This is a genomic window from Flavobacterium potami (assembly GCF_020026915.1).
Taxonomy (GTDB): Bacteria; Bacteroidota; Bacteroidia; order Flavobacteriales; family Flavobacteriaceae; genus Flavobacterium; species Flavobacterium potami.
The window spans coordinates 89,153-111,147 of the sequence record NZ_JAINUY010000002.1 but is presented as its reverse complement, the minus strand read 5'-3'; the positions used below and the strand labels follow the sequence as shown (position 1 = coordinate 111,147).

Sequence of the window (21,995 nt, the reverse complement as noted above, 5' to 3'; positions counted from 1 at the left end):
CCGTGGGAACGCAATGCAAATCCCCAACGATACGCAATAATACGTTTCCCACGGCTGAAACCGTGGGCTATGTTTTACAATGATGGCGAAAAAATTGTCTAAAATTATTGATACGTTCCAATATAAATTAATGCAATTCGTGGAATTAAAGCAAAAAATAATTTACACAGTATTACAATCAGGAAAATTCGTGAATTGCTTCGCCAATTAGCTATCGCTCGGGTAGGGCGGAAAAAAAATAATCCATTTAATCTGTGTAATCTGTGGCAAAAATAATTTCAGCAACATTTTTGAATTAGAAAAATTCGTGAATTCGTGGCGGAAAAAAATCAATTCGCAGCAAAAAAACTTAGTATCTTAGCAACTCAGAACCTTAGCACCTCAAAAAGAGTTACAAAATCGCAAAAACAAGAACTTTTTGTTTAAAATAAAACAATTTGTTATAATTTGTTATTTTTCTGCAATTAATTTGCAGTTACTCAAAAGAGTAATAACTTTGTCCAAAATAAGTTTAAAAATGCAAGCAAAAGATTTACTGCAGTTAGCAGACCAATTTGGAAGTCCATTGTATGTTTACGATGCTGAAAAAATCCAATCTCAGTACAACAGATTAACTAAAGCTTTCTCTAAGGTGGAGAACTTAAGAGTTAATTATGCCATGAAGGCATTGTCTAACGTTGCGATTCTACAGTTATTAAAGAACATGGGGTCTGGCTTAGATACTGTATCAATTCAGGAAGTTCAGTTAGGACTTCACGCTGGCTATGATCCTGACAAAATTTTCTTTACACCAAACGGAGTTTCTTTAGAAGAAATTGAAGAAGTTGCCGCAATGGGTGTACAAATCAATATCGACAATTTATCAATTCTAGAGCAATTCGGAACAAAACATCCTCATATTCCAGTATGTATTCGTATCAATCCGCACGTAATGGCGGGTGGAAATGCTAATATTTCTGTTGGACATATCGATAGTAAATTCGGAATCTCTGTTCACCAAATTCCGCATATCTTGCGAATTGTAGAGAACACAAAAATGAGCATTGTAGGTATTCACATGCACACAGGATCTGATATTTTAGATATCGAAGTATTCTTGTATGCAGCTGAAATTCTGTTTGATACAGCGAAACATTTCAAAGATTTACAATTCTTAGATTTCGGAAGCGGATTCAAAGTACCTTACAAAAAAGACGATATCGAAACAGACATCGAAGAATTAGGTAAAAAATTATCTAAAAGATTCAATGCTTTCTGTACAGAATACGGAAGAGATTTAACGCTAATTTTTGAACCAGGAAAATTCTTGGTGAGCGAAGCAGGTCATTTCTTAGTAAAAGTAAACGTAGTAAAACAAACAACATCGACAGTTTTTGCTGGAGTTGACAGTGGTTTCAACCACTTGATTCGACCGATGTTATACGGATCTTCACACCATATTGAAAACATCTCTAACCCAAAAGGAAAAGAGCGTTTTTATTCTGTTGTAGGATACATTTGCGAAACCGATACTTTTGCAAACAACCGTAGAATTCCAGAAATTACTGAAGGAGATATTTTAGCTTTCAGAAACGCTGGAGCATACTGCTTCTCAATGTCTTCGAACTACAACTCAAGATACAAACCAGCCGAAGTTCTTTGGAAAGACGGAAAAGGAATCTTGATTCGTGCTCACGAAACTTTCGAGGATCTACTTAAAAATCAAATTCCGTTGCCAGAAGAAATTGCTGCAACTGTTTAAAAATAAAAAAAAAGAGAATATCTACGAAGTCCCGTTTCTTAATTGAGGCGGGATTTTTTTTGTTTTTTTCTCGCAGATTTGACAGATTGAGCAGATTTATCATTCATTTTTTTGTCAGGCTGAGCGAAGTCGAAGCTCCGGGAAAAGCTCACTCAAAATAACTATTAAATTTGTTATGTTATGAAGCTTAAATTTTGCCTTTTCCAATTTTACAAAAGCCAAGCTATTTTATATCTAAAATTTAGATTATTCACATCAAATTATATAAACCGCGTTTTAACATCTACAAATATTATATTTACTATTTTAGTACTAAAAAATATGTAATTATATAATAATCATATGAAACGAGGTATTATAGCAAATATTGGAAAAACTAAACGAATCGATTCTAATCATGTTTCCTTAATAGGTAACTATTCTCAAACCGATTTCAACTACTATATATTATATTGGGATAAAATTGTTGTTCCAACAAATAATATTATTCATCAAGCAATACCTAATGAAGAACAACTTATAAAATCAGGAGTTCTTGAAAGACCAATTGTTCAATTTTCGAGTTGGTCTTCTCAAATAGATTCTTCGTACGATATCTTTTTAACAGCTCAGGCAATTGTAGCTAATAAATTAATAGCTAATAAAAGTGACACTGATTGGAATATTCATCAAATTGGTGAAGAAGTTATTATCGCAAAAGAATTTCAAAAAAACTATAATTCTTTAAAAGTTGAACTTTTTAACTGCCTTCCAGTACCTCTAGAGAATGTAAATCCAGATGTACTTTTGGAATTTAAAGCTAAAAGGAAAGATGAATTAGAAAAACTACATAGCAGTATTGATGCTTTATATTTAGAAATTTTAAAATCTCCGGACTCAAATCTACAACAAAAAATAGCCAAGTCGGAATTAAAGAAAGCCATTGAAGATTTAGAAAAAGTTTCATTAGAAAAATTTTTAAAGACTGGTAAATACAATTTTACTACAGAACTTAATTTAAATGTTAAAGATATTTTAACGAGTTCAACCGCAGGTTTTATTATCGATTCCTACACACATGGAATTAATTTCCCTTTCATTTCGATAATATCAGGATTAGCATCAATGGTAAGTATTAAAGCTAACAAAACAATAAGTTTAGAAAAAAACACTGATAAATTAAAATTATCCTATATAGCAAATGCAAGTAAAGAAGGGATAGTTTAATTGTAAAACCTTATAATTTTATTTGGCTATATGAGCGTCCCGCCTGTGTGGACACGATAGTGAAAGATTTACTGTTAATGGAGTGCAATTCCAATTCTCAGATTTTGATATTTCAGGTTTTGGATACAATAATGCGAAATCACATGGAGGAGCAATAGACCAAAATACGATTTTGTGCTTTTTTTGTAAACTAATATTTTAATAATATGAATATTAAAGAATTAATTCCTAAAGATAAATTTGACTTTGAAACGGTTGAAAAACTTAAAAGCTATACATTTGATGAAATTGAACCTATTATTCCAGATTTATTAGAATGGTTACAGGATATCAATTGGCCTATTAGTACTTCAGTTAAAGAACTTTTAATTCCTTTTACAGAAAAAATATCATCTGAAATAATAAAAATTTTACAAGGCAAAGATGAAATTTGGAAATACTGGATTCTTCAATTTTTTGGAAAAACAATAAAAAACAAACTAGTTTTAGATGAGATAAAAAGAATTACTAAGAATCCAACTAAAGCAGAAATTGAAGAAGAAGTTTATGAAATTGCCCATGAAATAATTAATGGATATCCCTCTTGAATCTTTTTTAAATTAAAACCTTATTTTTATGATCCCAAATCAATCCGCAAAATAAATGAAAATCACAATTCCCTTATCAACTTTACTCCTACTATTTACAATAAACTCTTTCAGCCAAACCATTGCTGATTTAAAACTAAAACCAAAAGAAGTTCCTAAAAACTATATTCCAAGCGACGGAAATATCTGCATTACGCCACAAGCTTGTAGCTTTTATAATGATATTGAAACCTATAGCAACATTGTAGGAACGGTAAAAAGTAAAGCCATTCAGAGTTTTAAAAGCAAAACAGATCGAGGTTCTATCATGTACTTTGAATTTGATCACGTTTTTAAAGGCGACCGATTTCTGCAAGGTTTACTTTGGGGAAAAGCAGGCGAACCAACAGTAGAGCATCCGGAAGAATATTTGGCAAAAGGAAAATTTTTGGTTATTTGGAGTTTGAAAGCAGAAAGTCCGTTAAAGGAAAAATCGGAAGCTAAAATAGAGGCTCTTTTGCAATAAACTCCTAATCACAACTTCATTTTAAATCAGTAATTTTGTTGTCTTAAAAATATTCAAAAATGAAACCACAAGTACGAATCCTTCTATATTCTATCCTTTTCTTTTTATACTTAACTGCAACTCAGTTTTTCCTTTCATTGGGACAAATGCTAAAGACAGATCCCTACATTACATTAGGTTGTGGCTTTGCAATTTTCAACTTGATTTATGCTTTTTTTGCTTTAAAATGGAAACCAATTTTAAATATACTTTTTGCTGTCGGAATTGCCGCTTTGTCTCTATTTCTGGCTTTACAGTTTACCAATTTGCATCTATTTATCGATTACGATCCATATCAAGTAAAAACTGCGATTTTTGCTAATGCTATTTTCTCTATTATTTTTTGGGAAATTGTGTATCAGGTGAAAATTAGAAAACAATAAAAAAATCAATTGCCTCCAGCTTTAGCTGGAGGTTTATATAATAAGTCTAGAATGGGCTTTAGCCAAATGAATAAATTTTGGCTAAAGCCTTTTTCTTTTTATATTATTCTGACCTCCAGCTAAAGCTGGACGCAATTCATTTTATCACTTTAATAATTTTTTTAATGTCAGAATATTGATTCCAAATACTTAAAAAATATTTCCTTAGATTTACTGTTAAGTATTTAAAAATCAAACCCATGAAACGCCAGCCATCTATCGACATTGTTCGCGGAATTGTAATGATTATTATGGCGCTCGATCATGTTCGCGATTTGATGCACGTGGACTCGATTACCCAAAGTCCGACTGATCTGGCAACTACTTCTCCTTTGTTGTTTTGTACGCGTTGGATTACGCATTTGTGTGCGCCGATTTTTGTTTTTTTGGCAGGAACTTCGGTTTATCTTTCCCTTCAAAACCAAAATAATATTTCCGAAAAAAGAACTCATTTAATCAAAAGAGGGTTTTGGTTAATCTTCGTCGAATTTACAATTGTCAATTTCGGATTGTTCTTCGATATAGGTTTTCACACCCTTTTATTTGAAGTGATAGCTGCAATAGGTTTTGGATTCATTATTTTAGGATTATTGCTTAAACTCAATTCCAAAACATTGGGAATTATTGGATTGACCATCATTCTGTGTCACAATCTTTTACCACTTGTTCCATTTGCTGAAAATTCAGTTTTAAAAACGGTTTTAACCCCATTTTTTAGTCCAACTGTGATTCCGTTTTCTGGAAGAGCTTTTGTCATGGGGTATCCGCCAATTCCGTGGTTGGGCATTATGTTGGTTGGTTTTGCAACAGGAAAATTCTTTGAATTGGAGACCGAAAAAAGAAAAAAGCTCTTTATCAAAATTGGTTGGAGTTGTTTGGTTTTCTTCATCATACTTCGATTCGTTAATATTTATGGCGATCCTGCTTTATGGACTTCGCAAAAAGATGTTGTTTTTACGTTTTTGTCTTTTATGAATGTGACCAAATATCCGCCTTCACTCCTATTTTGTCTTGCAACTTTAGGCATTATGTTTATGCTTCTTGCTTTTGCAGAACAATTTTCAAACGGCATTAAAAAAGTGACTTTGATTTATGGAAAAGTCCCTTTATTTTATTTTGTGGTTCATTTTTATGTGATACATATTCTAACGCTTTTAATGCTTTTTGCGCAAGGTTTTAATTGGTCGCAATTCGAATTTGCTGGCGGAACGTTTGGAAGACCGAAAGGCTTGGAAAGCGGTTTTCCTCTTTGGGCAATTTACTTAATTTGGATTTCTGTTGTAGTTTCACTGTATAAACCTTCAAAATGGTTTGGAAAATATAAAACTGAAAAACAGTATTGGTGGTTAAAATATATTTAAAAAATCGCAAATACAATTGGATTCAGCAGGAATGAAATTAATTTTTAAATTATTTTGAATATGAAAAATACGGTAGAAATTGCAAGTCGTTTTAGAGAAGTCATTCTAAACGGAACCTGGATTGCAAACACCAATTTTAAAGATCAACTTGAAAATTTGGACTGGAAAACTGCTGTTACTCCAATTCAGAATTTAAACACAATTGCGGCTCTGGCACAGCATGTTCATTATTACATTAAGGGAATCAATCAAGTTTTTAAAGGAGGAACTTTAGACATAAAAGACCAATTTAGTTTTGACTTTCCTGCTATTCATTCGCAAGATCAATGGGAAGCTTTTTTAAGTACATTTTGGAATGACAGCAAAGAGTTTGCTTCTCTGACAGAACAAATGCCGGATGAAAAATTGGAAGAAGTTTTTGTAGAGGTTAAATATGGAACTTATAAAAGAAATATAGAAGCCATGATTGAACACAGTTATTATCATTTAGGACAAATCGTATTGATCAAAAAACAATTAAATTTTTAAATTATACAAGTCTTTTGTGGAAAAATCTTTAGTCTTTTTTTTGCTTTTATTTTTCTGAAAAATAAAACTTCTAATCTAGCCCCGATAGAGCCGGTATCCTCGAAATGAAATGGAGAGATAAAGGCGAAAGCGGGACAACTCGTCTTATAAAAACAACTCTTTCTGCTCCTGAAATAAATGATAAAAGGCATAGTTGTTGAATGGTAAAAAAGATATATTTACACCTTCAAAAGACATACTATGCAAAAAATTACTTTTCTAGTTTCTATACTGTTTTTAGCCCTTTCTTCTTGTGGCGTTAAGACAACACAATCCATGTTGAGCGATGGAAATTATGACGGTGCGATTGACCGTGCGGTTGAAGCGCTTCGTACTAAAAAAGATTCAAAAGGCAAACAAGACTATGTTTATCTGCTTGAAGAAGCGTTTGCTAAAGCCAAAGACCGTGATTTGCGCAATCTGGAAATGTTGAATAAAGAAGGAAATCCTGCGAATGCTGAACGAATCTACAATACTTATTTACAGCTAAATAATCGTCAGGAAAAAATCAGACCTATTTTACCTCTGCCTTTATTGAAGCAAGGAAAAAATGCTTATTTTCCGTTTGATAATTATTCTAATGAACTGGTAAGCAGCAAAAATGCGCTTTCGAAATATTTATATGAAAATGCTTCTTCTCTTTTAAAATCGAACAACAAAATGGATTTTAGAAAAGCTTATGATGATTTTGCCTATTTGGAAAGTATTAATCCTGGTTATAAAAACACCAAAAAATTGATGGATGATGCGCTTTTTAAAGGAACTGATTTTGTTGATGTTTATGCTAAAAACGAAACCAATATGGTGATTCCGAAAATGCTTCAAGATGATTTATTGGATTTTAAAACCTTCGGATTGAATGATAAATGGACGGTTTACCACAGCGCAAGACAAAAAAATGTAACTTATGATTATAGTCTGATTCTTAACTTTAGACAAATTGCTATTTCTCCGGAACAAATAAAGGAGAAGGAATTTATTAAGGAAAGACAAGTTAAAGACGGAGTAAAAACGCTTTTGGACGGTCGCGGAAGACCTGTAAAAGACAGTTTAGGAAAAGAAATTAAAGTGGAAAATTATAAAATTCTTCGCGCTACAGTCTACGAATTCAGACAGTTTAAATCTTGTTTAGTAACTGCAAAAGTCGATTATGTAGATCTAAAATCAAATCAGTTGGTACAAACATTTCCGATAAGCAGCGAATATATTTTTGAGAATATTTATTCCAAATACAAAGGAGACAGAAATGCTTGTGAGGATAATTACATACAATATTTCGGAAAACGTGCTGTACCATTCCCAAACAATGAGCAGATGGTTTACGATACAGGAGAAGACCTGAAAGCAAAACTAAAAGATATTATCGTGAGGAATAAAATTAGACGGTAATTATGTAACATAACAAGTTAAAAAAAGGCGCATCTTTGATGTGCTTTTTTTGTTTACGTTCTTTTCATTTTAAAAAAAATTCATTTTCAATATTGCGCAACCGAAAAGTTGCATATATTTGCAACTGATTAGTTGCTTAATTTAATTTTGAGAAAATGAAACGAGATATTTTTCAGGCGATTGCCGATCCGACACGAAGAGCGATTTTAGTTCTGGTTTCTTCGACTGCATTGACGCCAAATGCCATTGCAGAGCAGTTTCAAACCACGAGACAGGCTGTTTCCAAACACATTAAAATACTGAATGAATGTGATTTACTGGAAGAAAAAAAAATGGGCCGAGAAATTTACTATCAGCTCAAAATTGATAAAATGAAAGAGATTGATCAATGGCTGGAGCAATTTAAAGCAATTTGGGAACAGCGTTTCGATCAATTGGATCAAGTATTATTTAATTTAAAATCTAAAGAAAATGAAAACTGATTTATTAATGAACTTTTCTGTAGACAAGGAAAACAAAAGTGTCAATGTAAAACGCCAATTCAACGCACCTTTATCTCACGTTTGGTCGGCTTGGACTGAAGCTGAAATCTTAGATAAATGGTGGGCGCCTGCTCCGTTTAAGTCTAAGACTACCATTATGGAATTTAAAGAAGGCGGAAAAAGATTGTATGCTATGGTTGGTCCTGATGGTACAGAACGCTGGAGTTACTTTGAATATTCTTCGATTTCTCCTAAAACAAACTTTAAACATTCTGCTACTTTTTGTGATGCCGAAGGAAAGCCAAATTCAGAATTTGGAAGTTCGTATTGGGATATCACTTTTTCTGAAAATGGTGATGCTACATTTGTCGACATCAACATTACACGTGATAGTTTTGAAGAATTACAAAAAATAATTGAAATGGGTTTCAAAGAAGGATTTACAGCCGCGATGGAAAGTTTGGACAAAATCTTCGCAGAAAAATAAAATCCATTTAATTTTTAAACGCACAGAAACATAGCCGTTTAAATATCTAGAAAAGGCGTTTCACTAATCTAAATACACATAGATATGCTATGTGCGGAGACTAGTTTCTTTTATTTCCTTTTTTACGAAACAAATCTATGTTTCTATGTGTTTCAAATTTCACACAACGAGTTATTAACGAATTAAAATCTAAAGAAAATGAAATCAAATCTTTTAATGAATTTTACTGTAGATAAAGAAAATAATACTGTAAATGTAAAACGTGAATTTAACGCATCACTGGCAAACGTTTGGTCCGCTTGGACTGAAGCGGAAATTCTGGATAAATGGTGGGCACCAGCGCCTTGGAAATCAAGAACTAAAAGCATGGACTTTAAGGAAGGCGGACGCAGATTGTACACCATGGTTGGACCAGAAGGCGAAGAACATTGGGCTCTTGCCGATTATACTTCGATACATCCGAAGACAAATGTAAAATGGCTCGATGCTTTTTGCGATAGCCAAGGAAATTTAAATGACGAATTCCCTCGTTCTGATTGGGATGTTAGCTTCTCTGAAAAAGAGGGATCTACTTTTGTGGATGTGGTGATCAAACATGAAAAATTATCAGATCTGGAAATGATAATTGAAATGGGATTCAAGGAAGGTTTCACCATTGCAATGGAAGGCCTAGATGCTGTTTTTGCTGGAGAAAAGAAATAAATTAAGAATACAATACTAAATGTTTAAATCCTGCATAATTGCAGGATTTTTTTGTATTTTTCGGTTTTTAAATCTTAAACACAAAACAAAATGATGAAATATTTAACACTTTTATTTTTATTCATTTCAATTACCGTTTTTTCTCAAAACAGATATGAGCTTTCAGATGAAGGAAAAGACAAATTGTATTTATCCGATTCTATTGCAACTCTAGCTAAATCAGGAAAAATTACAGACCGCCCGATAGTTGTAGTTGACGGAATTCCGCATCGTTATCAAGATTTAGAAAAAGAAAAGCTTGCTCTTTCTAAAATTGAAATCGCTAAAATTATTGCTCTTGAAAAACAGACCGGTATTAATATTTATGGAAATTACGGAGAAGCCGGCGTTTTGATTATTACTACAAACCGAAATAGTTACCACAAACCTGAACAAGAAGTAAAAACAGGCTTTTAAACAAATCCCTCAAGAATACATAATGAACAAATTTTTTACCTTGGCTTTTTTACTTTTTTCTACTAGTTTAATATTCAGCCAAAAAAACAAAACTAAAACCACAGAAACCTCAAAACCTTTTGTATTGGGCGTTATTGACGAAATCCAATCGAAAGAATTAAATGAAAAAAGAATCCTAAACATTTATCTTCCGGAAGGATATAATCCTACTGAAGCTGCAAAATATCCTGTCATTTATTTACTAGACGGTTCTGCCGATGAAGATTTTATTCATATAACAGGATTGGTTCAGTTTAATAGTTTTGAATGGATCAATCAGGTTCCAAAATCCATTGTAGTAGGTATTGCAACTGTTGACAGAAGAAGAGATTTTACTTTTCCGACAACGATAGAAAATGACAAAACTCGTTTCCCTACAACAGGTCATTCCGATCAGTTTATCACTTTTATCGAAAAAGAATTACAGCCTTTTATCGAGAAAAAATACAAAACAAATGATTCTAAAACCATCATCGGTCAATCTTTAGGCGGATTATTAGAAACGGAAATTTTACTTAAAAAGCCTTCTCTTTTTAATAAATATGTTATTGTGAGCCCAAGTATCTGGTGGGATAATGGCTCGATTCTTAATTTAGATTCACCAATTTTAAAGGAAAATTTCAACCCAAAAACAGAAATTTACATCGCTGTTGGAAAAGAAGGTTTAACGCCGACTGCTATTCCGCGTGTTATGGAAGTTGACGCAAACTTATTGGCTGAAAAAATACAGTTTTCAAAAAGCAAAAACATAAAAATTTATTTCGATTATTTTCCAGAAGAAAACCACGGATCTATTTTGCATACTGCCGTTGCGAACGCTTTTAAATTCTTTTACCCTAAAATACAAGAAGAGAAATAAATTACTATTAATCCCCAAACAAAATAAAATGGTTATCCGTTATCAACTTAACGCAAATGATTTTCTACAATATCAGCTTTATACAGCTTCAAAATCGGAGAGAATTAAAAAGAAAAGAACTCGAAATAAAATTATAATTCCCTTAATTTATGCTGCTTTTGTATTATTTGATCTTTATAAAGAGGATACGCAAGGAGCTATTATTTTTTCAGCAATAGGAGTTTTGTGGTTTTTACTGTATCCCTATTGGGAAAGAAGACATTACACAAAACATTATGAAAGCTTTATAAAAGAAAATTATCAAAATCGATTTTACAAAGATATTGTTATTGAATTTGATCACGATTTTCTTTTATCAAAAGACATTAGCGGAGGGGAAGTTAAAATGGCTACAAGTGAAATTGAAGAAATAAATGAAATAAGCTCCGTAATTCTTATAAAACTAAAACTTGGTAATTCACTCATCTTGCCAAAAGATAAAATTCAGAATCTTGATGACGTTATACCATTTCTAAAAGAACTTGCTAACGGTTTAAATGTAAAATACAATATTGAAAATGATTGGAAATGGAAATAATATAAAAGATGTGAAATGTAAATACTATCATTTACATTTCACATAATTTCTATCCCAACCAACCTTCTCTATCCAAACTACGATATTGAATTGCTTCGGCGATATGTGATGAAACAATATTTTCTGAATCATCTAAATCGGCTATTGTTCTTGAAACCTTCAAAATTCTATCGTAAGCACGAGCGGAGAGATTTAATCTTTCCATTGCATTTTTTAATAATTCTTTTGAAGCTTCGTCTAATACACAAAACTCACGAATCAGTTTACTGCTCATTTGCGCATTATAATGCACATTTTCTACAGTTTCAAATCGTTTGGTTTGAATTTCTCTCGCAGCAGTTACTCGCTTACGAATTTCTACACTACTTTCAGCTTTTCTTTCATCTGCCAATTTCTCAAACGGAACGGGAGTAACTTCAATATGTATATCAATTCGATCCAATAACGGTCCTGAAATTTTACTCATGTAACGCTGCATTTCGTGTGGCGAAGAAGTATTTGGCATACTTGGATCATTAAAGAATCCGCTTGGACTCGGATTCATACTTGCCACCAACATAAAAGATGAAGGGTACGTAATGGTAAACTTAGCTCGCGAAATTGTTACTTCACGATTCTAAAGGCTGTCGCATTACTTCAAGGACATCTCTTTTAAATTCTGGTAATTCGTCCAAAAATAAAACACCATTATGTGCCATCGAAATTTCTCCCGGTTGTGGATAGCTTCCTCCACCGACAAGTGCCACATTCGAAATCGTATGATGCGGACTCCTAAAAGGCCTTTGATTCATTAATCCGACTTCTTTCAGTTTTCCGGCAACGCTATGAATTTTAGTAGTTTCCAAAGCTTCTCGCAAAGTCATTGGCGGTAAAATACTCGGAACACGTTTGGCCAACATGGTTTTTCCTGCTCCAGGCGGACCGATTAAAATAATATTATGCCCACCAGCTGCCGCAATTTCCATACAACGCTTGATGCTTTCTTGTCCACGCACATCGGAAAAATCATGTTCTGGAAAATCTAATGTTTTGTAGAACTCTGCTCTTGTATCGATAACTGTTGGCTGCAGCGTTCCTTTTCCTGCAAAAAAATCGATGATTTCTTTTAGATTTGAAACTCCATAAACCTCTAAATCTGAAACTATTGCCGCTTCTTTTACATTTTGAATCGGGAGGAAAAATCCTTTATAACCTTCTTCTTTTGCTTTAATGGCAATAGGTAATGCACCTCGAATAGGTTGTAGACTTCCATCTAAAGAAAGTTCGCCCATAATGATATACTGTTCAATATCAGGCGCTTTTATTTGATCTGAACCAACTAAAATTCCCATTGCCAAAGTCAGATCGTAAGACGAGCCTTCTTTTCTAAGATCGGCGGGCGCCATATTGACTGTAATTTTCTTTCCCGGAAAACTCAATCCGTTATTTTTTAGGGCAGCAGCAATTCTATAACTGCTTTCTTTTATGGCATTATCTGGAAGCCCAACTAAATGATAACCAATTCCTTTGTCCATATGTACCTCAACTGTAATAGTTGTGGCCTCAACTCCAAAAACGGCACTTCCGTAAACTTTTACTAGCATAATTATCTTTCATTAATAGTTTTTAAAACTAATGAAAAATAATTAATTGTAAATATTTTATTACAAATAAATAAAAAATTAAAACGAGAGTTTTATTTGAGTTTTGATCTCCTCCACTATCCTACTCAAATCCAAGCAATTCTGATGAGACCAAAGTTTGCTTTCAATTTCATTGTTCAAAATACAATTTTGGCATTCGATAATTTCATGAGAATATCCTTTTCCTAAAGTAGGCAAAGTAACAACTGCGTCTTTTTCATCATTTTTAAACAAAGAATAACCATCAGCAACAAACCAAGGCGCATTTAATTCTATTCTCCCTTTTGTTCCAGAAATAACAGCTTTCATATCAGATTCTGAAACTATGGAAGCATGCAAAACAGATTGCCCCGACTCGTATTGCAAAATCATGGAAGTCTGTAAATCAATATCATTTTTATGTTTGATGGCTTTCGCTAAAATCTCTTTCGGATATCCTAATAGTATATAAGAGAGAAATAAAGGATAAACTCCGATATCAAATAATGCTCCTCCACCAAGTTCTTTATCAAAAAGTCTTTTGTTTTCTGTTTCACTTCCGTGAAAGGCAAAATCGGCTTTTATGTAATTTACATTTCCAATTGCTCCATTATTGATTTTCTGCAAAAGATCTTGAACAGACGGAATAAATCGCGTCCAAAATGCTTCCATAAAAAATCTATTGTGTTTTTTAGAAGCCTCAACCATTCTTTGTGCATCTTTATAAGATAAAGCCATTGGCTTTTCGCACAAAACATGTTTGCCTTTTTCAAGCGCTTTTATAGTTAAGTCTGCGTGAGAATTATGAGGTGTTGCGATATATACAATTTCAACTTCAGGATCTTCAAAAAGCAAATCATAAGAATTATACATTCTCAAAGCATTAAATTTTCCGCCGAATTGTTCTGCTTTAGAGAAATCTCTAGATGCAACTGCCGTCAGTTCAGCATTTTCTATTAATAATAAATCTGCTGCAAATTGACTTGCAATATTTCCAAGTCCGATTATTCCCCATTTAATTCTTCTCGTTTCCATTCTTTAAATTTTACTCATCAAATTTGTTAAAAACATTAAAAAATATCCTCTATAACAATAACAAGACGTTTTTTAAACAACAAATATCCATTATCCTACAAAAAAATAGCAATGAATTACCCCAAAAATTATCAAAATAGTCAATAAGAGGAAAAAGAATGTTGCTAAATTGTAAATTTTAAGTTTGTTTTAAGATATTCACGCAAAATCATAGGGGTTAAATTTTAAATTTAACAAAAATTAAACATTGAACCCTATTTTTTTAGGGGGTATTAAATGATTTTATACTTTTATCAAAAATTTTAAAACTAAATAACTATGCGAAAAATTATTTTAAGTGTGATTCTTATCACGATTTTGGTACTAACCTTTATTTCAAACTTTATCATTGCAGATAACCCAATTCCAGCTGAAGCTGTAAAGTTTGATACAGGAGATACTGCCTGGATGATCGTTGCAACTGCATTTGTATTGTTAATGACACCTGGATTAGGATTTTTCTACGGAGGTATGGTAGGTAAGAAAAACGTAATTAGTACTATGCTTCAAAGTTTTATGGCAATGGTAATTGTTACTATTCTATGGACCGTTGTTGCTTTTGGATTGGCTTTTGGACCAACAATTGGAGGAATTATCGGAAATCCATCTTATAATTTATTCTTTGAAGGAGTTGGAACCAATACCGCTTGGAGCCTTGCACCAACAATTCCATTTATATTATTCGCATTATTTCAGGCAAAATTTGCCATCATTACTCCTGCATTAATCACAGGTGCTTTTGCAGAACGTATTCGTTTCTGGGCTTATTTGTTATTCATGGTTTTATTCATATTGTTAATTTATACACCACTTGCTCACATGACATGGCATCCTGATGGTGTTTTCTTCAAAATGGGAGTTTTAGACTTCGCTGGAGGAACTGTAGTACACATGAGTGCTGGATGGGCTGCATTAGCTGGAGCTATGTTTTTAGGAAAAAGAAAAGTTCAAAAATCAAATCCTGCTAGAATTACTTATGTATTATTAGGAACTGGTTTACTTTGGTTCGGATGGTTTGGTTTTAATGCTGGATCTGCTTTAGGTGCAAATGGTCTTGCTGCTCAAGCTTTAGGAACAACTACTGTTGCTGCTGCTGCTGCTGCAATGGCTTGGGTTTTCCTTGACAAAATTTTAGGACACAAATTATCTGCCCTAGGAGCTTGTATCGGAGCTGTTGTTGGTCTTGTTGCTATTACACCAGCTGCAGGTTTCGTAAGTATTTCTCACGCAATCTTCATTGGTTTGTTCTCTGCAATTGTAAGTAATATTGTGGTAAGCAAATTCCCTAAAGGAAAAATTGACGATGCTCTAGATGTATTTGCTTGTCACGGTGTTGGTGGTATGGTAGGTATGTTATTAACTGGTGTTTTTGCTTCAAAAGCAATCAACCCTGCAGTTGGAGATAACCAAGGTTTAATCTTCGGAACTCCAACATTGTTCATCAACCAGTTAACAGCTTTAGTTGCTGTTTCAATCTTCGCTTTCGTTGCGTCTTATGCTTTATTCTTTATCGTAAACAAAATTACTCCTCTAAGAGTTACTGAAGAGAAAGAAGAACTAGGATTAGACATCTCTCAACACGGAGAATTCTTATAAGAATAAATTCCCTTTCTTTACATTACTTGATAAATAAAAAAGCACTCTAAATTTGACTTAGAGTGCTTTTTGTTTGAATTAACCTTTTATATTTTAGATCGCAGATTTTAGATTTTAGATTGCAAATTTTCTAATTTTCTAATTTTCTAATTTTCTTTACTTAAAATTAGCAATTCCTTCTTTCAGCCATTTTAAATATTCATCAGCGCTTACATAACTGATTGTCGGCTTAGTAGTATTTAAATTATTCCCTTCTAAATCTGTAATCACATACAAAGGCTGTGTATTAGTTTTATATTTAGAAATCATAAAATCTGTCCATTTATCTCCTGTAGTGATAATTTTGTCTCCTGCAGCAGTTGTAAATTGCTCTTCTTTTGGAAGTTCACGTTTATCGTCAACATAAAGCGAAATCAAAACAACATCATTTTTCAGAATTGGCAAAATCGTTGGTTCAGACCAAACATTATTTTCCATTTTTCTGCAATTCACACAAGCATAGCCCGTAAAATCAAGCATAATTGGCTTTTTGATTTCTTTTGCATAAGCCAAACCGTCTTCATAATCATGGAAAACCATAATTCCGTGTGGGCCTAACTCTGCTCCTTTTGGAAGACCTTTTCCTGTTTCTGTTGAAACTGCACCATTTCCTGACCCACCTACTCCAAACGGACTTTCGCTATAGGTTGGAGGCGGCGGAAATGCGCTGATTAATTTTAAAGGCGCTCCCCATAAACCAGGAATCAAATACATAGTAAATACTAGAGTTAATAATCCTAAATATAACCTTCCAACCGAAATATGATTTGTTGGGCTATCATGAGGCAATGTAATTTTTCCAAATAAATACAAAGTCATTGCAGCAAAAATCGCAATCCAAATTGCAATAAATACTTCTCTCTCTAAAAAGTGAAGTTGCAATACTAAATCCGCATTTGATAAAAATTTAAACGCAAAAGCAAGTTCTAAAAATCCTAAAACCACTTTTACCGTATTTAACCAGCCTCCTGATTTTGGCAATGAATTTAACCAACCAGGAAACATTGCAAATAACATAAACGGAAGTGCCAATGCAGATGAAAACCCTAACATTCCTACAGCTGGAGCAATTCCTCCATTTGTCGCCGCTTCAACTAAAATTGTTCCTACAATTGGACCTGTACATGAAAAAGATACAATTGCCAAAGCCAAAGCCATAAACAATATTCCAACTATTCCTCCTTTGTCTGCTTGCTGATCGGCTTTATTTGCCCATGAATTTGGAAGCATAATTTCAAAAGCTCCTAAAAATGAAGTAGCAAAAACAACCAGAATTACAAAGAAAATAAGATTAAACCAAACATCAGTAGATAAAGCATTTAATGCATCTGCACCAAATATCTTAGTAACAATCAAACCAAGTCCAACGTAAATTACGATTATAGAAACACCATAAATAATTGCATTTCTAATTCCAGCTGCTCTCGTTTTACTTTGTTTTGTAAAGAAACTTACCGTCATCGGGATCATTGGAAACACACATGGAGTCAACAATGCAGTAAATCCAAATAAGAAAGCAACAAAAAACACTGACCATAAACTTCTTACAGGCGCTGGAGCAGGAACTTCTTCTTTCGCCACTTCTGCAGTTTTTTCGACTTTCTCTTGAACTACTTCTTCTTTTTTAACTGTATCAACAGCAATTGCCTCTACTTTTGTTTCATCAACTTTCGCTTCTGCAACAACTGGCAATTCTTCTGCTTTAAAAGTTGAAGGCACAGCTATTGAGAATTTTTTATTAGAATTGATGCAAACTTCTTTACAAACCTGAAAATCAAATTCTACATCAACCGTTTTCAAGTTTGGATTAATGATTTTTATCTCTTGTTCAATATGTGCTTTTCCTTCAAAGAACTTTTCATCTACGCCAAAAACATCATTAAAAGCGGTTCTGGTTTTACCTTCTTTCGCTTTTCCGACTAATTCGTAGTTTCCTTTTTGGTTTTTAAAAGTAATTTCTAATGCTAAAGGTCCACCGTCTGGGGTAAACTGCGAATACATATGCCAGTCTTTTTCAATTGTTCCATCAAAAATCAAAATGGCGTTATTTCCTTTTTTTTCAATTTTTGAAGTCCATTTTACTGGTTCTAAAATCTGTGCATTTCCATTTGCAAAAGCAAAGAAAAACACAAAAAGTAAGAGCATTTTAGTCCAAATATTTCTTGACAAATTAGTCTGTGGATTTTGAGTAAAGTTCATTATTGTAATTCTATTTTATATATTTTATTTGTGGCTTTTTCTATTTTAAAACGTTCGTCTTGTCTAATTCCTGCAACCCAAACTATTTGATCTTCAGAACACAAAATCCATGTTTTTTCTTTTTCGATTAAGGATAGTTTTTCATCTTTAAAAAGCTTGCTCACTTTTTTAGACTTCCCATGCATTCCAAAAGGTTGAAAAACATCTCCTTTTTTCCATTTACGCAATAACAATGGAAAACGGATTTTATCAGCGTCGACAAATATAACTCTATTTGAATCATAACTTATGTGACCTACGTTACAAAGACTTATTTTTAAGGGAAAATTAACGTCTGTATCGTTTTCATTTATTTCATATTCTTCTTTTTGTGATGTTTCAGTAAACGGACTTAATATCAATGTTTCTCTGTTTTTCAACAATCGGAATTCTTCTGCAAATACTTGTTTCCCAGATTGCCCTTCAACTAAATCATAAATATCATTCCAAGCCGAAAATCCAAATTCATTCAACCATTGGTACAAATACGACTTGTAATTTGGAAGTTTTTTTAATTGATTGAGATCAAAATGAATATCGTCGCCAGCTTCTTTCGCAACTTGCTGATAAATCATAATCGAAGCATCTTCAACCATTTCTTTTGATTCTTGAAGAAAGGACTGCGTTTTCTGAAAAGCATCCAGAAAATTCGGATTGATTTCTTTCAAAACCGGAACCAAATTGTGACGAATTTTATTTCTTAAATATTTTGTCGAAGCATTACTGCTGTCTTCTCGCCATTCGATTTTATTTTCTTCTGCATATTTCGAAATTTCTTCCCTTGAAAAAGGCAAAAGCGGACGAATAATTTTATCGTTTTCTTCCGGAATTCCAGTTAAACCTTCTAATCCTGTTCCGCGAGTTAAGTTGATGATGAAAGTTTCCAGATTATCATCAGCATGATGAGCCGTAAGAATATAATCGAAGTTTTTTTCTTCTAAAAGCTCATAAAACCAGCTATAACGAAGCTCTCTTGCGGCAACTTGTGTAGATAATTTATAATCTTTGGCAAAAGCTTCTGTATCAAAATGAGTAGAAAAAATCGGGATGTTATTTTGATTGCAATAGTTTTGAATAAATTCCTGATCACCAAAACTTTCTAATCCGCGAAGTTGAAAATTGCAATGCAAAACAGCGATTTCATAGGGCAATTGATTCATTAAATGCAACAAAACCATACTGTCTAACCCACCGCTTACCGCTAGAAAAAGTTTTTTTTCTGCTAAAAAAGGAAACCTCGAAATGATATGATTTTGAAATTTTGAAAACATTTGATAAAATTAAAAAATTAAATTCGATCTATTTTTAAATGAAATGTTAAGCATATTTTTTAGCCACAAATTACACTAATTTACACTATTTTTTTTTGTCACAGATTAACAGATTTTAATCCTTTTAATCCTTTAGGCTATGACCATTTAGCTGAAGAATAGAATTCGTGGAAATTTGTGTAATTCGTGGCGAAAAAAAATTACTGTAAAACTTCATGCATTGCTTTTGCTTTCAGCAAGCATTCTTCATATTCTTTTTCTGGAATTGATAACGATGTGATGGCACTTCCAACAGAAAAAGACACATATTTGTTTTCTTGATTGTATAAAATACTTCTAATTACGACATTAAAATCAAAATCGCCTTCGGGTGTAAAATAACCAATTGCCCCGCTATATAATCCTCTTTTGGTTTCTTCCAGATTTTCTATGATTTCCATTACAGAAATTTTTGGAGCACCTGTCATACTTCCCATCGGAAATGTTGTCTTTAAAACATCAACAGCCGAATATTGCGGATCTAATTTTGAAGTTACTGTAGAAATCATCTGATGAACCTGCAGAAACGAATAAATACCACAAAGCTCCTCCACAACAACAGAACCTTTTTGCGCTGTGTGCGATAAATCATTTCGAACCAAATCGGTTATCATGATGTTTTCGGCACGTTCTTTTGCATCTGAAGCCAAAATATTTTTTGATTCTTCATCTTTAATCGGATCCGGAAAACGCTTTGAAGTTCCTTTTATAGGTTGCGAAATAATCTTTTCCCCTACTTTCGTCAAATAACGTTCTGGTGATGCAGAAAGTAAATATTGTTTATGATTTTTGAAGAAAACAGCAAATGGTGCCTGCGAAATTTCGTTTAGTTTCTGGAATTTCTCTAACGGATTTATAACAACATTCTCAGCGTAAAATTCCATACAGAAGTTAGCTTCATACATATCACCAATATGAATATGTTCCAGCATTTTATTTACTTTTTGAACATATAAATCTTTAGAAATACGTTGTTGCACAATTACTTTTTCATGACTTTCGACTTTCGACTTTTGACCTTCGACTATTTCATTAAAATCCTCCTCAACCTCATCATCGCAAAGCAATAAATACTGAATTTCAAGTTGATTTTCTTTCAGGATAAAAATCTTTTTAGGCTGAAAGAAGAACAAATCAGGAAATTGTAATCCGTCAAAATTATTGGATTGAAGTTTTTCAATATCATTTTTTAGATCATAAGAAAGATACCCAAAAAGCCAGTCCTTTGTATTTTGCTGATATTGTTTTAAATCTTCAAAAGCATTGTAATAATCTGTTTTTAAAGACGTAAACGCATCGACAGCCAATACACAATCAAAACTGGAATACTGTTGCGGATAAGAATTACTGTCTAAAAAAATGACTTCTCGAAACTGTTGCGCCCAACTTAAAAGCTGTTCTCTAAACAGTTTTGGATTGGCAATATTTTTATGAATGGAAACTCTCAAAAATGGTAATTTTTTAAACTTCAAAATTACGACAAAATTCTTGCATAACTAGAACAGGAAAAAATATTGCCAAAATAAAACAAGCAACACAAAACTGTTAAAAACATATGAATTTCATAAGAAAAAATTCGTTATATTTGATATAGCATTATATTAATACCAAAATCAACCTAATTTGATTGAAAATTTCTCAAAATAAAATCAAATAAATTAATTTTTGATTTTACTTTAGGAAGTTATATTGCCCTACTCCAATAGCTTAATTATATTTTTTAACCTTAAAAAATCCTAAGTATTATGAAAATTGCTACAATTATTGTTCGCGTTCTAGTTGGTCTTTTATTACTTTTTGCTTCTATCAGTTACTTTTTTCATCTAATGCCTGAACCTGAAACCACAGGAAACTTTAAAGCTTTTAATGTCGGTTTGATGGCTTCAACTTATTTAATGCCCTTAGCTAAATCAATTGAATTGCTTTGCGGAATTGCATTTGTAACTGGCCGTTATGTAACTTTAGCCAACATTTTGATCTTACCGATTACGGTAAATATTTTGTTTATCAATTATTTTCTTGCCCCGGAAGGACTGCCGATTGCAATTTTATTATTTCTGGCCAATTTATTCTTGATTTACAGATACTGGAATAATTACAAAAGTATTTTTACTCCGTAATACTTCTTCAACTTAAAAACAAAACCCGACAGCAATAACTGTCGGGTTTCTTATTTAGTTTACTTTGTCATGTTTTACCCAAACCAAATTGGTCACATTATAACCAATCTCTTGTGCTTTAATCAAAAAATCAGCTTTTATACTTTCTGGAATTGTTTTTTCCCTAGAAAGTATCCACATATATTTTAAGCTCTCTCCAGCCACCAATGCGTATTTATAATCGGGATCGATTGCCACGACATTATAACCGGAATAAAAAGGACCAAAAAATGAGACTTTCAGCATACCAATATTGTCTTTTTTGACAAATCTAGCTTTCCCGACACTTTGTTCCCACTTGTCTTTTTTGACATTATAGCCCTTATTATCGACCTTTATAGTTTTATCTTCATTTAAAGAATACTCGGCAGTTACATTGTTTAAATCTCTTTCCCATTTGTAATCTAATCTGGCAATTTCATACCATTTTCCGAGATATTTACTGCTGTCAAAGTTGGTAACAGCTTGTGCATTTTTAGGAATTCCGCCACCGCAAGAATACAATGTGACAGCAATTCCCGCTCCAATCAAAACTGGAACAATATATTTAGTTTTCATA

At 32.8% G+C, this 21,995-nt stretch carries 21 protein-coding genes and 1 pseudogene; 16 read left to right on the top strand and 6 right to left on the bottom strand.

What is annotated here, in order from left to right:
* The first annotated feature begins 505 nt into the window (after positions 1-505).
* From lysA to K6T82_RS06175, 14 genes are all read left to right on the top strand, one after another.
* Complete coding sequence (gene lysA / locus K6T82_RS06240; protein WP_331136569.1) at positions 506-1,741, top strand: diaminopimelate decarboxylase; 1,236 nt, start codon at positions 506-508, stop codon at positions 1,739-1,741.
* Between the two features lie 342 nt (positions 1,742-2,083).
* On the top strand, positions 2,084-2,947 hold the full coding sequence (locus K6T82_RS06235) for a DUF6236 family protein (protein ID WP_223705075.1): 864 nt from the start codon (positions 2,084-2,086) through the stop codon (positions 2,945-2,947).
* A gap of 206 nt (positions 2,948-3,153) precedes the next feature.
* Positions 3,154-3,534 (top strand): DUF5071 domain-containing protein, encoded by a 381-nt coding sequence (locus K6T82_RS06230; protein WP_223705074.1) that lies wholly within the window; start codon positions 3,154-3,156, stop codon positions 3,532-3,534.
* A gap of 55 nt (positions 3,535-3,589) precedes the next feature.
* Positions 3,590-4,039, top strand: coding sequence for a hypothetical protein (locus tag K6T82_RS06225; protein ID WP_223705073.1), 450 nt, complete (start codon positions 3,590-3,592; stop codon positions 4,037-4,039).
* A gap of 59 nt (positions 4,040-4,098) precedes the next feature.
* Entirely contained in the window at positions 4,099-4,461 is a 363-nt protein-coding gene (locus K6T82_RS06220) for a hypothetical protein (protein WP_223705072.1), read from the top strand.
* Between the two features lie 239 nt (positions 4,462-4,700).
* Positions 4,701-5,861 (top strand): acetyltransferase domain-containing protein, encoded by a 1,161-nt coding sequence (locus tag K6T82_RS06215; RefSeq protein WP_223705071.1) that lies wholly within the window; start codon positions 4,701-4,703, stop codon positions 5,859-5,861.
* A gap of 60 nt (positions 5,862-5,921) precedes the next feature.
* Positions 5,922-6,389, top strand: coding sequence for a DUF1572 domain-containing protein (locus tag K6T82_RS06210; protein ID WP_223705070.1), 468 nt, complete (start codon positions 5,922-5,924; stop codon positions 6,387-6,389).
* A gap of 240 nt (positions 6,390-6,629) precedes the next feature.
* On the top strand, positions 6,630-7,817 hold the full coding sequence (locus K6T82_RS06205) for a hypothetical protein (RefSeq protein ID WP_223705069.1): 1,188 nt from the start codon (positions 6,630-6,632) through the stop codon (positions 7,815-7,817).
* Positions 7,818-7,972: 155 nt separating this feature from the next.
* Positions 7,973-8,299: an ArsR/SmtB family transcription factor gene (locus K6T82_RS06200; RefSeq protein ID WP_223705068.1), complete on the top strand. Its 327-nt coding sequence runs from the start codon at positions 7,973-7,975 to the stop codon at positions 8,297-8,299.
* The gene (locus K6T82_RS06195; RefSeq protein WP_223705067.1) at positions 8,289-8,786 is read left to right on the top strand and encodes an SRPBCC family protein; all 498 of its coding nucleotides are present in this window, start codon (positions 8,289-8,291) and stop codon (positions 8,784-8,786) included. The genes K6T82_RS06200 and K6T82_RS06195 overlap by 11 nt, the downstream gene beginning before the upstream one ends.
* Positions 8,787-8,984: 198 nt before the next feature.
* A complete protein-coding gene (locus K6T82_RS06190) occupies positions 8,985-9,488 on the top strand; it encodes an SRPBCC family protein (protein WP_223705066.1) in 504 nt (167 codons plus the stop codon).
* 90 nt (positions 9,489-9,578) lie between these two features.
* Positions 9,579-9,944, top strand: a complete 366-nt coding sequence (locus K6T82_RS06185; protein WP_223705065.1) for a hypothetical protein — start codon at positions 9,579-9,581, stop codon at positions 9,942-9,944.
* Positions 9,945-9,966: 22 nt separating this feature from the next.
* Positions 9,967-10,842 (top strand): alpha/beta hydrolase, encoded by an 876-nt coding sequence (locus tag K6T82_RS06180; protein ID WP_223705064.1) that lies wholly within the window; start codon positions 9,967-9,969, stop codon positions 10,840-10,842.
* A gap of 28 nt (positions 10,843-10,870) precedes the next feature.
* Complete coding sequence (locus K6T82_RS06175) at positions 10,871-11,419, top strand: hypothetical protein (RefSeq protein ID WP_223705063.1); 549 nt, start codon at positions 10,871-10,873, stop codon at positions 11,417-11,419.
* Between the two features lie 49 nt (positions 11,420-11,468).
* Here K6T82_RS06175 and K6T82_RS06170 read toward each other — a convergent pair.
* Both K6T82_RS06170 and K6T82_RS06165 read right to left on the bottom strand, forming a co-directional pair.
* Positions 11,469-13,002 (bottom strand): annotated as a pseudogene (locus tag K6T82_RS06170) (YifB family Mg chelatase-like AAA ATPase).
* Positions 13,003-13,080: 78 nt separating this feature from the next.
* Complete coding sequence (locus tag K6T82_RS06165; protein ID WP_223705062.1) at positions 13,081-14,055, bottom strand: Gfo/Idh/MocA family protein; 975 nt, start codon at positions 14,053-14,055, stop codon at positions 13,081-13,083.
* Positions 14,056-14,373: 318 nt separating this feature from the next.
* Between K6T82_RS06165 and K6T82_RS06160 the strand changes: the two genes are divergently transcribed.
* Positions 14,374-15,690: an ammonium transporter gene (locus K6T82_RS06160; RefSeq protein WP_223705061.1), complete on the top strand. Its 1,317-nt coding sequence runs from the start codon at positions 14,374-14,376 to the stop codon at positions 15,688-15,690.
* Between the two features lie 156 nt (positions 15,691-15,846).
* Here K6T82_RS06160 and K6T82_RS06155 read toward each other — a convergent pair whose 3' ends face one another.
* The 3 genes from K6T82_RS06155 to K6T82_RS06145 all read right to left on the bottom strand — a co-directional run bounded on the left by K6T82_RS06155 (position 15,847) and on the right by K6T82_RS06145 (position 20,725).
* The gene (locus tag K6T82_RS06155) at positions 15,847-17,928 is read right to left on the bottom strand and encodes a protein-disulfide reductase DsbD family protein (protein WP_223705060.1); all 2,082 of its coding nucleotides are present in this window, start codon (positions 17,926-17,928) and stop codon (positions 15,847-15,849) included.
* A complete protein-coding gene (gene tilS / locus K6T82_RS06150; RefSeq protein ID WP_223705059.1) occupies positions 17,928-19,238 on the bottom strand; it encodes a tRNA lysidine(34) synthetase TilS in 1,311 nt (436 codons plus the stop codon). Before tilS ends, K6T82_RS06155 begins: the two co-directional genes overlap by 1 nt.
* A 200-nt stretch (positions 19,239-19,438) precedes the next feature.
* A complete protein-coding gene (locus tag K6T82_RS06145) occupies positions 19,439-20,725 on the bottom strand; it encodes an anthranilate synthase component I family protein (protein ID WP_223705058.1) in 1,287 nt (428 codons plus the stop codon).
* Positions 20,726-21,022: 297 nt separating this feature from the next.
* On the opposite strand from K6T82_RS06145, the gene K6T82_RS06140 reads away from it, so the two are divergent.
* Entirely contained in the window at positions 21,023-21,397 is a 375-nt protein-coding gene (locus K6T82_RS06140; RefSeq protein ID WP_223705057.1) for a DoxX family membrane protein, read from the top strand.
* A 54-nt stretch (positions 21,398-21,451) separates the two neighbouring features.
* Here the strand turns inward: K6T82_RS06140 and K6T82_RS06135 are convergent, their stop codons facing one another.
* Positions 21,452-21,994, bottom strand: coding sequence for a lipocalin family protein (locus tag K6T82_RS06135; RefSeq protein WP_223705056.1), 543 nt, complete (start codon positions 21,992-21,994; stop codon positions 21,452-21,454).
* Position 21,995 lies beyond the last annotated feature (1 nt).